13 protein-coding genes and 1 pseudogene are annotated in these 14,783 nt (G+C 54.4%); 8 read left to right on the top strand and 6 right to left on the bottom strand.

All coding sequences use genetic code 11. The features are described from left to right. Nucleotides 1-21: 21 nt before the first annotated feature. Together EKL30_RS04165 and arfB are read right to left on the bottom strand one after the other, a co-directional pair. A complete protein-coding gene (locus EKL30_RS04165; protein WP_126705876.1) occupies nucleotides 22-585 on the bottom strand; it encodes a DUF1415 domain-containing protein in 564 nt (187 codons plus the stop codon). A 62-nt stretch (nucleotides 586-647) separates the two neighbouring features. Then, nucleotides 648-1,065 (bottom strand): annotated as a pseudogene (arfB, locus tag EKL30_RS04160) (alternative ribosome rescue aminoacyl-tRNA hydrolase ArfB). A gap of 76 nt (nucleotides 1,066-1,141) precedes the next feature. On the opposite strand from arfB, the gene EKL30_RS19355 reads away from it, so the two are divergent. Then, entirely contained in the window at nucleotides 1,142-1,411 is a 270-nt protein-coding gene (locus tag EKL30_RS19355; RefSeq protein WP_126706039.1) for an alpha-hydroxy-acid oxidizing protein, read from the top strand. Further along, nucleotides 1,411-2,580, top strand: a complete 1,170-nt coding sequence (locus EKL30_RS04150; RefSeq protein WP_199748485.1) for a fumarylacetoacetate hydrolase family protein — start codon at nucleotides 1,411-1,413, stop codon at nucleotides 2,578-2,580. The genes EKL30_RS19355 and EKL30_RS04150 overlap by 1 nt, the downstream gene beginning before the upstream one ends. Before the next feature lie 111 nt (nucleotides 2,581-2,691). Here the strand turns inward: EKL30_RS04150 and EKL30_RS04145 are convergent, their stop codons facing one another. Further along, nucleotides 2,692-4,575 carry a monovalent cation:proton antiporter-2 (CPA2) family protein gene (locus tag EKL30_RS04145; protein ID WP_126705874.1) on the bottom strand — a complete coding sequence of 628 codons (1,884 nt, stop codon included), beginning with the start codon at nucleotides 4,573-4,575 and terminating at the stop codon, nucleotides 2,692-2,694. Between the two features lie 27 nt (nucleotides 4,576-4,602). Further along, on the bottom strand, nucleotides 4,603-5,652 hold the full coding sequence (locus tag EKL30_RS04140; RefSeq protein ID WP_126705873.1) for a metal-dependent hydrolase: 1,050 nt from the start codon (nucleotides 5,650-5,652) through the stop codon (nucleotides 4,603-4,605). Nucleotides 5,653-5,985: 333 nt separating this feature from the next. Between EKL30_RS04140 and EKL30_RS04135 the strand changes: the two genes are divergently transcribed. The 4 genes from EKL30_RS04135 (at nucleotide 5,986) to EKL30_RS04120 (ending at nucleotide 10,913) form a co-directional block, all read left to right on the top strand. Further along, nucleotides 5,986-6,474 (top strand): DUF421 domain-containing protein, encoded by a 489-nt coding sequence (locus tag EKL30_RS04135; RefSeq protein ID WP_126705872.1) that lies wholly within the window; start codon nucleotides 5,986-5,988, stop codon nucleotides 6,472-6,474. Between the two features lie 89 nt (nucleotides 6,475-6,563). Continuing rightward, nucleotides 6,564-7,583, top strand: coding sequence for a DNA topoisomerase IB (locus tag EKL30_RS04130; RefSeq protein WP_233582717.1), 1,020 nt, complete (start codon nucleotides 6,564-6,566; stop codon nucleotides 7,581-7,583). A 50-nt stretch (nucleotides 7,584-7,633) separates the two neighbouring features. Continuing rightward, nucleotides 7,634-8,176 carry a hypothetical protein gene (locus EKL30_RS04125; protein ID WP_126706038.1) on the top strand — a complete coding sequence of 181 codons (543 nt, stop codon included), beginning with the start codon at nucleotides 7,634-7,636 and terminating at the stop codon, nucleotides 8,174-8,176. Then, nucleotides 8,148-10,913 carry an ATP-binding cassette domain-containing protein gene (locus EKL30_RS04120; protein ID WP_126705870.1) on the top strand — a complete coding sequence of 922 codons (2,766 nt, stop codon included), beginning with the start codon at nucleotides 8,148-8,150 and terminating at the stop codon, nucleotides 10,911-10,913. Before EKL30_RS04125 ends, EKL30_RS04120 begins: the two co-directional genes overlap by 29 nt. On the opposite strand, the gene EKL30_RS04115 is transcribed toward EKL30_RS04120, so the two are convergent. Then, nucleotides 10,888-12,291: a UDP-glucose/GDP-mannose dehydrogenase family protein gene (locus EKL30_RS04115; RefSeq protein WP_158618392.1), complete on the bottom strand. Its 1,404-nt coding sequence runs from the start codon at nucleotides 12,289-12,291 to the stop codon at nucleotides 10,888-10,890. The genes EKL30_RS04120 and EKL30_RS04115 overlap by 26 nt on opposite strands. Nucleotides 12,292-12,797: 506 nt before the next feature. Beyond that, the gene (locus EKL30_RS19105) at nucleotides 12,798-13,055 is read right to left on the bottom strand and encodes a hypothetical protein (RefSeq protein WP_233582805.1); all 258 of its coding nucleotides are present in this window, start codon (nucleotides 13,053-13,055) and stop codon (nucleotides 12,798-12,800) included. 42 nt (nucleotides 13,056-13,097) lie between these two features. On the opposite strand from EKL30_RS19105, the gene EKL30_RS19100 reads away from it, so the two are divergent. After that, nucleotides 13,098-13,481 carry a BON domain-containing protein gene (locus tag EKL30_RS19100; RefSeq protein WP_370246212.1) on the top strand — a complete coding sequence of 128 codons (384 nt, stop codon included), beginning with the start codon at nucleotides 13,098-13,100 and terminating at the stop codon, nucleotides 13,479-13,481. A gap of 2 nt (nucleotides 13,482-13,483) precedes the next feature. Then, nucleotides 13,484-14,770, top strand: a complete 1,287-nt coding sequence (locus EKL30_RS04105) for a glycosyltransferase family 1 protein (RefSeq protein ID WP_126705868.1) — start codon at nucleotides 13,484-13,486, stop codon at nucleotides 14,768-14,770. The last annotated feature ends 13 nt before the right edge of the window (nucleotides 14,771-14,783 follow it).

Genomic DNA, 14,783 nt, shown 5'->3' with positions numbered 1-14,783 from the left:
TGACCGGGCAACAATAAAACCTTAGTCTTGGCGGGGCGGGTGGAGAATCGCGTGCCACCCTTCGATCCCCAGCTGTCGCAGGGTTTCCTGATTGCGTTCGTAAATCGATGCGGGATCGGGAAAGGATTCGACGGCACGCGTGATGCTAGTTTCACGAAGCAGATGCAACGTCGGATACGGGGCGCGATTAGTGTAATTTTCTATGGCTCCGGGCTCGCTATCGCTGAACTGATACTGAGGATGGAAGCTGGCGATCTGGAGTTCACCTTTCAGTCGCATACGTTTCAATAAATGATTGGCACGTCGCAGAAAATCGTTGTAGTCAAGAAAGTCGTCAAGAGCGAACGGAGCAATAAGCAAGGTGGTGTCCACCTGAGAAGGGTCGGCATCGAATAGGTATAGCAATTCCGTTTCCAATTGCGTCATCAAGTCGTCTTCCGTGTTTGCGTGGCTGACTACATATCGGATCTGTTCTTTTATATAGACGCTTTTCGCAAAAGGGCATAAGTTCAGTCCTATGACTGCACGAAGCAGCCATTGCCGGGTCGCCTCTAAAACGGTGTCGTCACTCTGTTCTGCAGTCATTGGTTATCCTGCTTTCTGCTGTTGCGTGGTGGGTCATTGCATGGGTCGTGAGGCGGTGGCTATTAGTGGAAATCGCCCACTTTAGCGCGCAGCCGCTTGACTTCACCGTGTAATGTCTTGTGTTGTACCCGTCGACGTTGCGAAGCGCGGGTAGGGCGCGTTGGCTTGCGCAACGCCTGTTGATGTACCGCTGCGCGGATCATCTCGATAAGGCGCTCAGATGCTTGTGATCGGTTCTTTTCCTGGCTCCGGAAAGACTGCGCTTTAATGACGATGATGCCATCTTTAGACAGGCGCCGATCGGGTATAGCCATTAAAGAGGCTTTGCATTCTTCGGGCAACGAAGATTTGCGGATATCGAAGCGCAGGTGAACTGCACTCGAGACCTTATTCACATTCTGGCCGCCAGAGCCTTGTGCGAATCATGGAAAACTCGATCTCGCGTTCATCAAGAAAAACGGCGTCGTATACATGGTACATGGGAAGCAATAGTACTGGATAAACCCTGTCTTATCCAGACGTAAGCAACGCCACGCTCACCAGCTAGAGCGACGCTATTGTCATTCTTACTTCTGAAGATGCTCGTAAGGCGATCGATAGCGGCTGCGATGCCATCGTGGTATTCAATCATGGCGGTCGCCAGTTGGATGGGGTAAGGTGTACCGTTTCCAGCCTGGCCTGCGGAGGACGGAATGGTTCAGAAAAACTGTTTACGATACTCAAGAATGAAATGGAAACATCCACGACATTGATGGGACTCAAGGACGTCAATGACATCGACATGCAGTGCCTCGATAATCCTTTGAGATTTGCAGAGAAATCATGATGACATGGTCGGATATTGAACATTTTTTGCCTCAAGATCTTCTTCGTGCAACATTGGTCGGGCGTATCGCCGATCCGGAACACGAGGGTGCCCCTTGCGTGGTGGTCGTGCGTGACGGCAAAGTCATCGACATCACACACGTGGCATCCACGGTTAGTGGTTTGCTCGAGCACGATGACCTGGCACGGTTTCTGCGCATGCAAACCGGTCGGCATGAATGGCAGCTGAAGCAAGTGGTGGAGAACACACTGGCTCAGCAAAAGGACGCTGTTCGTTTCATTGCTCCATGCGACCTGCAGGTTATCAAAGCCTGTGGAGTCACTTTCGTGGGCAGCATGCTGGAGCGCGTTATCGAGGAAAAGGCAGCGGGGGATCCCCTCAAGGCAGACCAAATTCGTTCCAGTATCAGTGAGATCGTCGGGACTGCAATTCAAAAAGTCCGCCCAGGCTCGCCAGAAGCGGCCAGAGTCAAGGACTTCCTTCAGTCCAACGGCTTATGGTCGCAGTATCTGGAAGTTGGCATAGGCCCTGATGCCGAAGTGTTCACCAAAGCGCCTGTGCTTTCATCCGTTGGATCGGGGGAAGAAATAGGTATCCTGCGGAAGTCGGAATGGAACAATCCTGAGCCCGAACTGGTCCTGGCCGTCGACTCGCAAGGCCGGGTCAAAGGCGCTACGCTGGGTAATGATGTGAATTTGCGTGACATTGAGGGCCGCAGCGCGCTGTTGCTCGGTAAAGCAAAGGACAATAACGGATCGTGCGCCATGGGGCCCTTCATCCGTGTCTTGGATGATCACTTCACCATCGAGGATGCCCGCGCTTTGGAAATTTCCCTATCTATACGCGGCGAAGACGGTTACCTTCTTGAAGGGTCCAGTTCCTTAAGCGAGATAAGCCGCGACCTTCTAGACTTGGTGCGCCAGACCATAGGACACCATCACCAATATCCTGACGGTGTAATGCTGTTTACTGGAACATTATTCGCGCCTACGGACGACCGCGGCGCCAAGGGGCAGGGGTTTACGCACAAGCTGGGCGATCGCGTCTCGATTTCGACGCCGGCGCTGGGGGCACTGATCAACACCGTACGCCACTCCGAGGCGCTGCCTCCGTGGACCTTTGGCATTCGCCAATTGATGCACAGCCTGCAGCAGCGAGGCCTTTTTTAAAGCGGGGTGCTGATCGGCGTCGGCATCCCAAGACTGGACCCAGTCCACGAATGTCTTGATGAGCGCGTCTTCCGGCCTGGAGTCGGGATAGACGATGTAGTAACAGTCTGCTTAATGCTTGCTCACGACCTGCGCCCCGAGTCCAGTGTGGTCTTCAGACCTGCCGTGGCTAGCCTCATGCTCAGTCTCGTTGAGCATTTGTTGAATATCACTAGCCAACAATTCATTCATGCGCGCGCTGGTTTCCTTCGAGGCAACGATGAAGCGCTCTTCATCACCCCAAACTTGGGCCAGGGCCTGAAACATATCCTCGTCGTGGCGGCGGAATAGTCTAGCCGCGCGTGCCGCTTGAACTTCTTTGAAGCCTAGCGTTTTCAGAGCCTCCGCGCCCAACGTCAAACCAGCCTCAAAGGTTTCCCTTTCAACGACATGGGCGCCTTTATCCAAGAGTCGGTAGGCATGACGCCTGTCATAGGCACGTGCAAGTACTCTAAGATTCGGGAAATGCATGACCGCAGTCTCGACGAGCTTTTCTGCCTGATCTCTGTCGTCAATAGCAACGATCAATAGCTTTGCATCGGCAGCACCGGCAGCGTGAAGTAGATCCAGTCTGGTAGCGTCGCCATAATATATGCGCCGCCCGAACCGCCGAACAAGGTCGACCTGTTCGATGCTGGAGTCCAGGGTTGACGTTTTGAACCCATTAACGATGAGAAGACGTGCCGCAATTTGTCCGAAGCGGCCAAACCCTGCGACGATAGCGTCTGGGCGAGAGTCAAAGGCGTCGTTCTCGGGCTGTGGTGCTGACGAGAGGCGCGCTGCGAACCAACGACGGTATCCGATCAACGTCAGCGGGGTGAGCGCCATGGATATGGCTACCACCGCTGTAGCCATGCTAGAGATGCTTGGAGTGATAATTCCCAGAGCCGCCGCAATGCCAAGCAGTACGAAACTGAACTCGCCTCCTTGGGCCAGCGCGACGCCGGTCAGCGCTGCTGCCCGCCCTTCAATCCGGAAGGCTCGAGCAATCAAGAAGATGACCATTGCTTTGATCGCCATCAGCGCAAGAACGCCAGCGGTCAATTGCAGAGGTTGCGCTGACACAAGGTGCAAATCAATGCCAGCGCCTACTGAGATAAAGAACAGCCCTAGAAGGAGTCCACGGAAGGGTTCTATATCACCTTCAAGCTCGCGCCTGAACTCACTGTCTGCCAGTACGACGCCGGCAAGGAAAGCCCCAAGTGCGGGCGATAGTCCCACCGCTTGCATCAGTAGTGCCACGGCAATTACCAGCAAAAGAGCAGAAGCCGTGAAGATTTCTCGCGAGCGGGTCGCTGCAATAAAACGAAATACCGGTCGCGTGAAGTACCGGCCTGCAACGATAATCAGAAGAACGGCGGCCAATACCGCGATTGCCTGTGACCAGGCCGGAAGACCGGCCACCACTCCATGCGCCGATTCTGGAGGAACAATATTGCCCGCCGCCAGCAAAGGCAGTGCAGCGAACATCGGAATGGTCGAGACGTCCTGAAATAAAAGAATGCCAAACGAAGCAGTGCCCGCCGCCGTCTGCATGAGGTTCTTTTCCTGGAAAGTCTGGAGTACGATGGCCGTGGAAGAAATCGACAGGATAAAGCCAAGGGCCAAAGCAGCTCGCCATCCAAGTCCGAAGGCGATGCCGGTCCCCGCCAGTACTAGCCCGGTAACCATTATCTGGGCGCCTCCCAGCCCAAAAAATACACCACGCATTTTCCATAAAACGGTCGGACGAACTTCCAGGCCGATCAGAAAAAGCATGATCACGACCCCGAACTCCGCAAAATGCATGACGTCGGTTTGATCGCCCACGAGGCGCAGTGCGAAAGGGCCGATGGCAACTCCGGCAATCAGATAGCCCAACACTGCGCCAAGTCCGAGACGCTTCGCTATTGGCACGGCTATTACGCCAGCTGCCAGGTACACCAAAGCGAGCCATAACAGCCCTTGATTTTCCATCGATGTGCTCCTTACAGGAGTCCTGCACTAATGGGGTATATGCATGCGTTGTTCCCATTTATTCAATGGAATGGGTGGCGTCTGACTCCAGATACGCTTGATGGTGGTCCAAAGTTCAGATGTGTCGCGGTCGGGTAACCAATATCTTGGCTTTAGGGGCTGCCAAGCGCCATCGGGCTCGGTTCGTTCAGCAAGAAGGAATCGAAAAGCGTAGAAACCCGTACCCAACCCCATGCGCAAATCACTGACGACGAGTTGGCCGTTGATTTCGTCAAAGCGTAGCCAATTGCCTGTGAACCACTTAAGCCCGTTTAGCGAGGCGTTGGCTGACATGGTTTCAATGAGATCGGAATTCAGAGGCAACAAGATAGTCTCGGCAGGGCCGCGGTCAAACAGGCTCGCGATTGTTTCATAGTAATGATCGTCTGTAGTCTTGGCTACAACGCGCCATAAAAAAATATTGAATGGCTCTGGCGTTGAGAACATATTTTGTGTTTTTACCCCGTTCTCGGCTAACTGCTTATAGATCCTTGATTCAATATGTGATTTAACCGCCACAGAGATAGCCAGATATAAGGCGCAAAAGGCCAGGGTGCAGGCCAGAACGCGCCGCAACCGCGCGTGTGGACCCCAGATCAAGCTTGCTAATACGGCACATGACAAGGGCAAGGTAAAAAAAGGATCTATGACGAAAATGCTCGACCAACTGCTGGGAGTTGGCTTCCATGGCCACCATAGTTGAGTGCCATAGCTGGTGAAGGCGTCAAGCAAAGGATGTGTGATCAATACCAGCCAAATCGTCAGGTAAAGACGTTCATCCTTGTATCCGTGCGCCGATTGACATCGCTTTGCGCCCCACCCAATCAAGGCAGTCAGGGCCGTTAGAACGAGTAAGGAATGCGAGAATCCCCGATGGTTGATCATGGCGGCAAGCGGGTCGCCATAGTCTATAAAGACATCAAGATCGGGCAGGGTAGCAAGCAACGCGCCTGCAATCAACGCCTTCCGGCCATGTCGATGTCCGAGCATGGAGCCCGAAATGCCCGCGCCTAATACTGCTTGAGTCAATGAATCCATGGTTTTAGCTATTGAAGGTTGAGCCGTTATCTCGGAGGCGGAATTTATTCCCGGGAACGTGGATTGCTAGCAAAGCCGTACTGAAGCGTATTGAAATTAAGGGGCCAATATGTTGTCGACGTATTGCAGTTCTGAAACCGGCTATCTACGAGCTCATGTACCATCGCGACCGCCCGATATGCCGGATATTACTCCACCCGAAAGACCGCCTGAAACAGAGCCACCCAGGCCCGATGATGTCCCGCCTCCCGTAGAGCCGGATCACGGTATTGACCTACCACCCAGGGAAGTCCCTCCTGAAGAACGAGTGTAGACCGGTAGTAAGGGCATTGTATGGACCTGGAATGGGCGGAGCTTTTCGAGTTTGGCGTCTCGCCGTGGGCGCTCGCCGTACGCGGCACCCTGATGTATTGGTTTATTTATATTTTGCTGCGAATGGCGGGGCGCCGGGATTTTGGGTCAATTGGATCGGCCGATGTGTTGTTGCTCGTTCTGATTTCGGACGCGGCACAAAACGCCATGTCTGCCGAATACAAAACCGTTGCCGAAGGTATGGTGCTGGTGGGAAGCCTGATTTTCTGGAGCGTCCTGATAGACCGGGTGTGCTACTTTTGGCCTGCTGCGAACAAGCTCCTGGAACCGGGACGGATTTGTCTTGTAAAAGACGGCGTATTGCAACGACGTGGAATGCGGCGCGAATATATCACCCGTGATGAATTGATGGCCGAACTGCGTGAACAAGGCATAGACAACTTGGGCGACGTGCGGCGCGCATATATGGAGTCGACCGGCCGCATCAGCGTTCTTAGAGCGAAAGACTGACAATGTCAGCGCAGCTATCCGGCCAATCGGGGACGGATCTTGGAGAGCATCCAGACGAGGTTCCATGTCCTGTACCGGGATTGATATATGTGGCGGACGACGGTCCTGGAATCACTCGGCGGCGGTCAGGGGATGGTTTCGAGTATCTGGATACTGACGGACGGCGGATCACCGATCCGCGTGTCATCCAGCGGATCAATGCTCTGGCGATTCCTCCAGCATACGAGTCGGTGTGGATTTGTCCACATGAAATGGGTCATATCCAGGCAACCGCGCGAGATGCTCGCGGCCGAAAGCAGTACCGTTACCACAGCCAGTGGAAAGACCTGCGCGATGCGAGCAAATATGACCGTCTTGTCGAATTTGGAAAGGCGCTTCCGCGCATACGGCGCCGCGTTGAGCGCGACATGTCGTGTAAGGGCATCAGTTCCGAAAAAGTCGTGGCCGTGGTGGTTTACTTGCTTGAAGTAACGCTTATTCGCGTCGGGAGCCGCAGATATGTCCAATCGAATAAGTCTTATGGTCTTACTACCCTGCGCCGTCGGCATACAACGATCGAGGGCAGCCGGGTACGTTTTCGATTCAAGGGCAAGAGCGGAGTTCCTCATGATGTCACCGTGAACGACCGCAGGGTTGCAAGCATGATCAGACGTTGCATGGAGATTCCTGGCCAAGAGTTGTTTCAGTATCAGAATTCGGACGGGTCCATAGAAACGGTGGACTCCGGTGCCGTAAATGACTATTTGAAAGAGGCCGGAGGAGGCGACTTCACTGCGAAACATTATCGAACCTGGGCAGCATCGGTTTTTGCGATGAATCAGTTACAGCAATGCCGGGCCGACTCACCAACCTCTGCACGGCGAATGCTGAATGAGGTCGTGAAGTCAACCGCCAAGCTGCTCGGGAACACTCCATCGGTGTGCCGTGAATGCTATATCCATCCGGCGGTCCTACAAACTTATCTTGAGGGAACGCTACCCGCTCTCGAAAGCGTTCGCACGCCGAAAGGTCTCAATGCCGACGAGCGGCGTTTCTTTGCATTTCTTCAATCCGTCGATGCCCTGGCCAGGGTCAGCGAGGATGAAGAGCAAGAAACCCCTCGGGCATAAGGTCTGCTGTGTGCATTGATCGCTACGATTTTCAAAGAGGACAGGCCATGATGACAGACAGGCATAAGCCCAAAGCATGTTTTGCAGACCAAGCGGCCGCTACGCAGGCTGTCGAGATGGTGATCCCCTTGATGTTGCAAGGCATGCAGCAAGAGAAAACGGGCGATAGTGGCTTCTTATATATTGTGATGATGGATCCAAGCTCCAACAGCGCAATTGATGATTTCGAATCTTCCATACTTTATGAACACGCTTTGGGCGACCCGGACAAGTGGGACGCCGACTACGCCTCATTCGCACGGAGCAAGGCGCGTATCAGCTGGCGTACGGGCCGCGACGGACACAGCGTGCGCGTGGGCTCGCCCCATTTATTGCGCGACGATGACTCCGGAATCTGGGGAAGCGTGTGCATTGAGGGGATTGTGGTGGGAGTCAGTGGCGGCTTCCCGTGGTACGACGAAGCGATTGCCGCTTGTGTTGCGCATTGTTTTAAAGCGATTGTAAAGGAGCGTGCCTTAGCCGAGCCTGAAGCGCCGTTTTTGTTAAGTGGCACCGAGCAACATAATGCTTCCGATAAACGGCACCGCCTCTAACACTGTAAACGGCGCTAACGGAGAACTTTCATCGTCGGCGAACGCCAGGCGAGAAATCCTTCGCACGCTAGGAAGCGCCTTGTGGCGATTTCGCTGGCGTGCATTAGCCGCATTTGGCTTACTGGTCACCGCCAAATTATTGACGGTAGCCGTGCCGGTTGCCTTAAAAAATATTGTGGATGACCTGAGTAATCCCCAGGGTCCGCTGGTTTTGCCTTCATTCCTATTGTTGGGTTACGCCGCTTTACGATTCAGTGGTGGTTTATTCACAGAGCTGCGAGACCTGGTTTTTTCGCGCGTAACGCAGACCACAGTCGCGGATTTCACCGTCAAGCTGTTCGAACATCTGCATAGCCTTAGCGTACGTTTTCATGTTAATCGCCAAACGGGTGCCTTGTCGCGCGACATAGAACGAGGTACTGCAGGTGTCGGCTTCCTGCTGGGCACGGCGCTATTCACGCTACTTCCGACCATTGTCGAAATAGTCACTGTCCTGATTATTCTTACCGCAGGCTATCGGCCGGGTTTCGCGGGCATCGTCGCAATTACTTTTGCCGCTTACGGAATATTTACGGTACGGTTTACCGAGAAACGTATCTTCTTTCAGCGCCGGCTAAATGATCTGGACTCACAAGCAAGCGGGCAGTTAGTCGATAGTTTACTGAACTACGAATCGGTCAAGTTTTATACGAGCTCCAGGCTAGAGTCCGGCCGAATGCGCAACATTATGAATGGCTGGATCGGTTTCGGGCTCGAGAACCAAAAGGCCTTGTCGTTGCTGCATATCGGTCAGAGTGGAATTATTGCCTTCGGCGTCGGGGCGGTAATGCTGCTTGCTGGACAAGAAGTGGTTAAGCACACGATGTCTGTAGGCGATCTGGTTTTGGTCAATGCTTACATTATTCAAATTTGCTTGCCGCTAAATACCTTGGGGGTAATATTCCGTCAATCTCGCGAGGCATTGGTAAACGCTGAAAAAATGGCCGATTTACTAAGATACCCCTCCGAATCGGACCCAAGCGCGCCGCTTCCGCCACTTCACATCACTCAGGGCGCGGTCGAGTTTTCCAATGTCAGCTTCTCCTATGATCCTGGAAGACCGATATTGCACGACGTCGATTTCGAGATTGGCGCCGGAAAGACTGTCGCAGTGGTCGGTGGCAGCGGGTCGGGAAAGTCGACCTTGGCCCGACTACTTTTGCGGTTCTACGACGTCGACGGCGGAAGTGTGTCGATAGATGGGCAGGACTTGCGTTCCGTCAGCCAGGAAAGCTTACGCTACGCAATAGGTATCGTGCCGCAAGACACATTGCTGTTCAATAACACCATAGGCTTTAACATCGCTTACGGACGACCGGGTGCCAAGCAGGAAGAAATTATCCAGGCGGCCATGAACGCCAGCGTTCATGATTTTATTCAGAGCTTGCCAGCCCGTTACGAAACCATGGTCGGCGAACGTGGCGTCAAGCTGTCTGGCGGCGAACGTCAGCGGATTGCTATCGCGCGCGCCATTTTGAAAAATCCACCGCTCTTGATTTTTGACGAAGCGACTTCGGCGCTCGATAGCCGCACCGAGCGGGCCATACAAGCACAGCTGGACGAAATAGCAAGAAACAGAACCACGCTGATCATCGCACACCGGCTTTCAACGATAGTTGGGGCAGACACCATATTGGTCATGGAGCAAGGGCGTATTGTGGAGCGCGGCACGCACGATTCGTTGATGCAGGCCAACGGTCTGTACACTCGAATGTGGCAATTGCAACGCCAACAAAACCGTATTCATGATGAAGGTGCAAAACTGAGTGCGCAACCGGTGAATGTGGTCGCGTTGGTGGCAGGAGTATTAGATGCTGTTCGTCCAATGATCGCCGAGAAAAGCATTAATTTATATACCCTTATAGGCGACGACACAGTGCGCGTGACGACCGATCCAAGTGCGCTGCAACAAGTAATCTGGGAGCTTTGCATCAATGCGATTTTTGTCACGCCTCCTAATGGTCGTATCCAGTTGCAAGTGAATCGAGACGCCGGAGTGGCGCACCTTTCATTGCTGGACGGTCGTCCTCCTCCCTCAGAGGCGGCTGAGATGCCCAGGGATGATTCATGGCAGTCAACGGTGCTGCATGTCCCGCCTGACCCTGACCGGCTGAACGCCCTGGTTCAGGAAATGGGTGGAACGTTCGCGTATGAGCCAGCCCATGAACTATCCGGCTTGAAAGTCATTCTCGAGTTTCCGCTACGCGCTGTGGCCAGTTTGTCGCCTCCGACTCCGTCCGATTCGGCCCTGGCTGACGCCTTGCGGGAAATGCGTATTTTCGTAGTCGATGGTCAGGAGGAGGCCCGCACACTTTTGCATGACGCGTTGAAGGATTATGGTGCCCTGGTTGATGTATTCGATTCTGGCAGGCCATTGCTGGCTCGACTATCGGCAAGCGATAGAAATGAGTGGCCCGACGTGCTGTTGTGCGACCTTTCACTTGGCGACCCGGACAGCTATGCGGTAATTGACCAGATTCGCAGAATGGAAGCGGACCGGCAGGTATCTTTGGCAGGGCGCCTGCCGGTGATTGCCTTGTCAGCTTATACGGGCCGCGAGAATAGGTTGCGCGCCTTGCTCGCGGGCTTTCAGGTATATATGATCAAACCCGCCGACCCCGGCGAGCTGGTGGCAACTGTGCTGGCGGTGACTCGTCCGCCCCGAGCCCATTTCACCAAGGCGCTGCCGACAATGTAGCAGGGCGCTTGTCGCCCTCTTTCCGGAAATACTTCGCGTCCTTATTTGAGCCTTTGCTGGGCGTTGCAGTCACGGCAGCCTTAGAGCCGAGCCGATAATGTAGTAACTGGTGCGTCGCCAGAACTTCGCTTCGGTAAAGGTGACGTCCGTCAAATACTGCCCCAGTGCTAAGGCTGCGCGCTAAAAAGGCAAGATCCGGGTTCTTGAATTGCTCCCATTCGGTCATCACAACAAGAGCATCCGCCCCAACGCACGCCGATTCGGCCGAAGGCATCAGGGTAAGTCGGCTGTCCTTGATTAACTTTTTTGCGGCGTTCATAGCCACCGGATCGTAGGCTTGCACTGTGGCGCCAGCGGCAAGCAAAGCGTCGATCAAGGTCAAGCTTGGGGCAGCCCTGAGGTCGTCGGTACCTGGTTTAAAGGACAAGCCCCACACTGCAATGCATTTATCTTCAAGTAAGCCGGCGAAGTGATCCGTGAGGGACTGCAATATTAACTGTCCCTGACGTGCATTGACGCTTTCAACGCTGCGCAGCAACTGCGCCGGTTCATTATGCTCTTGTGCCAGACCGATGAGCGCACGTAAGTCTTTAGGCAGGCACGACCCACCGTAGCCGGCGCCAGGGCGCATATAGTGGGGGCCAATACGAGAATCCGTACTGAGCACCTTACAGACTGAAAGAATGTCGGCATCGACCTGTCCAGCAATGCACGCCAGCTCATTGATCATCGAAATTCGTGCCGCTAACATTGCGTTGCAGGCATATTTTGAAAATTCGGCACTGCGTATATCCATCCACAACAGCCGTGTTCCATCCGGATCAAAGGGACCATACAGGCGTTTTAGCAAGTCGTGAGCAGTACGACTTTTTCCTCCAATGACAATGCGTTCCGGCATCCGGAAATCCTGTATCGCACGGCCTTCTGCCAGGAACTCGGGGTTCGAAACTACGGCAATGGTCGCATGCGAACGGTCGAACACAGTCTGTATCTGCTCGCAGGTGCCCACCGGCACCGTCGATTTGATCGCGAGAACGACATCGGTAACGAGGATTTTCTGCAGACGGGCTGCACAGTCGAAGATATCGTCCACGTTGGCATGCCCATCTTGCGTTGCTGGCGTTCCGATAGCAATGAAGACGACGTGGGCATTGGAAACGCTATCGGCCAGATCACATGTGAATGAAATACGGCCATCATGCACACCGCGACGCACTAATTCGCTTAGCTCCGGCTCGTAGAAGGGCAGTTCGCCGGCGGTCAACTGAGCGATTTTCTTCGCATCTTTGTCGACGCAAATTACCGTGTTGCCGACTTCTGCGAGACAGGCTGCCGTGACCAGGCCAACATAACCCGTTCCAATGATGGTGACATTCATAAATCGACTCCCCGTATTTCCGGCCGTCCGCTGCAGTTTATATGCCTGCATGCCGCATGCCCATTGACTGTCCACGCCCCAGCCGCGGCATGAATGAGGCTATGCCTCGTATTTACCGACCCATGTAAGAAGTGCTTCTCGCACCACGCCGCCACTGGCCGGCGAGCGAATTTAAACCGGCAATCTCTTTCCAGCGGGCCAAGGAGTGGCACATGGCTTGCTTAGACACTTCTACACGACGACGGCGCATAACGCAGATGGATGAATAGCTGTCATGTCAGGAGAAATAGATGGGAAAAAATCGGAAATCAGGGTACAGCCAGTCGCACAAGGATTCAAATCCAAGCTCTGAGGATCGGGGCACCAGCAAGCCCGATTCGGAATCCGACCGTAGCCCCTCAGTGATGTGGCAGGGTGACGAAAAAAATTCGTTCAATGACCAACGCAATACCCAGCCTGGTGTCGGGGGTAGACCGCGCCATTGGCAAGGAGAAGGCGACTCGGTGTCAAACACTGAACAGGGGGAGGGTAAGGGACAAGGTTTTGATCGCCGATCGGCCGGAATAGGGTATCAGTACGGCCGTGCCGGCGAGTATGGCCGCACTCACCAGCGTAGTGATGACCGGGATAACGCCAGGGATGATTTCGGGCGATACACAGAAACGGATGATTTCGGACGTGGTAACGAGCGGATTCGACAAGAGCGCGATGTCGGCGACGCGAATCCAGGTACTCGACGTACGGCGTCCAATGAGGATGTTCACAGTCGCAGCGCCGACCCCGGGCAAAGCAGTTATGGCGGATTCATGAATGAAGATACGCGCTTTCAGCGACAGCAATATCGTGCTCAAACCGCGCATCGGGTCTATCCGAAGGGCTATACGCGGTCTGACGAGCGTATCCGCGAGGACATTTGCGAGAGGTTCAGCCATAGCGGCTTGCCGGTCGGTGACGTTTCCGTCGAGGTGGCTGAAGGTCGGGTGACGCTCGACGGCACCGTTAATGCGCGGCCTGTTAAACATGCCATTGAAGATTTTGTCGACGATTGTATGGGCGTTCAAGAGATCGATAATCGCATCAAGGTTCAACGCCCGGGGCAGGGCGGAAGAGACACGATGGATTCGGTATCGGGCAAAGGGGCTGGGGGCGAAGGATCGGACCCGGAGACCAACACTAAACCTGGAGAATAAACATGCCTCGGATAGCTATCGTAAGTGAGCACGCGTCGCCCTTGGCCCAACCCGGAGGTATAGATAGCGGAGGGCAGAACGTTTACGTGGCCAATGTGGCCTTGCAATTGGCAGCGCAAGGCAGTCAAGTCGATATATTCACTCGGCTTGACTGCGCCAGTCTGCCACCGGAACTCAAATTGGCGCCGAACGTCAACGTTGTCCATGTGCCTGCTGGCCCTGCGCGTTATCTCCCCAAGGAGGCCTTACTGCCCTATATGGGCGACTTCAGCCGCTTTATGCAGACGTACTTCGATGCTCAAGAAGAGCCGTATGACTTGATTCACGCCAATTTCTTTATGTCTGCCTTGGCAGCGCTGCCCGTCGCGAGGCGTGCCGGCATTCCGCTTGCCGTAACATTTCATGCACTGGGAAGAGTCCGACGGCAATATCAAGCAGAAGCAGATTGCTTTCCCGACTGCCGCTTCGACATAGAAGACAAAATTGTGCAGAACGCTGACTGCATTATTGCAGAGTGTCCCCAAGACAGGGAGGACCTGATCCAGCTTTACGGTGCCGATCCCGAGCGAATTTCGATGGTGCCGTGTGGCTTCGATTCGAACGAAATGGCGCCGATGGACAAAAGCGCAGCGCGGGCGCTGCTGGGCTGGGATCCTGACGTGTTCTATGTATTGCAACTGGGCCGTATCGTTCCACGCAAGGGAATAGACAATGTGATCAAGGGCCTCGCCCGTCTGCGTTCCACTTATGGCCTCGACGCGCGGCTGTGCGTCGTGGGGGGCGACTCCGCAACGCCTTCGGTGCAAAGTACGCCAGAATTTGGAAGACTGAAGGCGCTGGCCATACAAGAAGGGATCGAGAATTTCGTTCAATTTGAAGGCCGACGCCCGCGAAACCAGTTGCGACGCTACTACTGTGCCGCCGACGTATTCGTGACTACCCCGTGGTACGAACCGTTCGGAATTACGCCAGTAGAGGCAATGGCTTGTGCGCGCCCCGTTATCGGATCGGACACCGGAGGAATTCGTTACACCGTCATTGATGGCGAGACGGGTTACCTCGTACCTTCCAAGAGTCCTAAAGCGCTGGCCGCTCGGCTTGCGGATTTGGCCAATGATCCTGACAAGGCGCAGCGAATGGGTTTGGCCGGCGCTCGCCGGGCGAACGAGTGGTTTACTTGGGATCGGGTGGGTTGCGACCTAACACAGTTATTCGAAACGCTGCAGTCAGCACGGACTTCGTCATTGCTTGATTCCAAGGTGAAATCAAGCTCTCGACTTGCGGCCTGATGCGTCTCTTCCG

It is taken from the genome of Candidimonas sp. SYP-B2681 (assembly GCF_003971065.1).
In the GTDB taxonomy this organism is placed as follows: domain Bacteria; phylum Pseudomonadota; class Gammaproteobacteria; order Burkholderiales; family Burkholderiaceae_B; genus Pollutimonas.
This window is presented reverse-complemented; position numbering and strand designations above follow the sequence as displayed.

What these genes read in the sequence shown, in the direction of transcription:
- EKL30_RS04165 (WP_126705876.1), bottom strand. Translation starts at nt 585, where the DNA reads ATGACTGCAGAACAGAGTGACGACACCGTTTTAGAGGCGACCCGGCAA.
- EKL30_RS04150 (WP_199748485.1), top strand. Translation starts at nt 1,411, where the DNA reads ATGACATGGTCGGATATTGAACATTTTTTGCCTCAAGATCTTCTTCGT.
- EKL30_RS04145 (WP_126705874.1), bottom strand. Translation starts at nt 4,575, where the DNA reads ATGGAAAATCAAGGGCTGTTATGGCTCGCTTTGGTGTACCTGGCAGCT.
- EKL30_RS04140 (WP_126705873.1), bottom strand. Translation starts at nt 5,652, where the DNA reads ATGGATTCATTGACTCAAGCAGTATTAGGCGCGGGCATTTCGGGCTCC.
- EKL30_RS04135 (WP_126705872.1), top strand. Translation starts at nt 5,986, where the DNA reads ATGGACCTGGAATGGGCGGAGCTTTTCGAGTTTGGCGTCTCGCCGTGG.
- EKL30_RS04125 (WP_126706038.1), top strand. Translation starts at nt 7,634, where the DNA reads ATGACAGACAGGCATAAGCCCAAAGCATGTTTTGCAGACCAAGCGGCC.
- EKL30_RS04120 (WP_126705870.1), top strand. Translation starts at nt 8,148, where the DNA reads ATGCTTCCGATAAACGGCACCGCCTCTAACACTGTAAACGGCGCTAAC.
- EKL30_RS04115 (WP_158618392.1), bottom strand. Translation starts at nt 12,291, where the DNA reads ATGAATGTCACCATCATTGGAACGGGTTATGTTGGCCTGGTCACGGCA.
- EKL30_RS19100 (WP_370246212.1), top strand. Translation starts at nt 13,098, where the DNA reads ATGAATGAAGATACGCGCTTTCAGCGACAGCAATATCGTGCTCAAACC.
- EKL30_RS04105 (WP_126705868.1), top strand. Translation starts at nt 13,484, where the DNA reads ATGCCTCGGATAGCTATCGTAAGTGAGCACGCGTCGCCCTTGGCCCAA.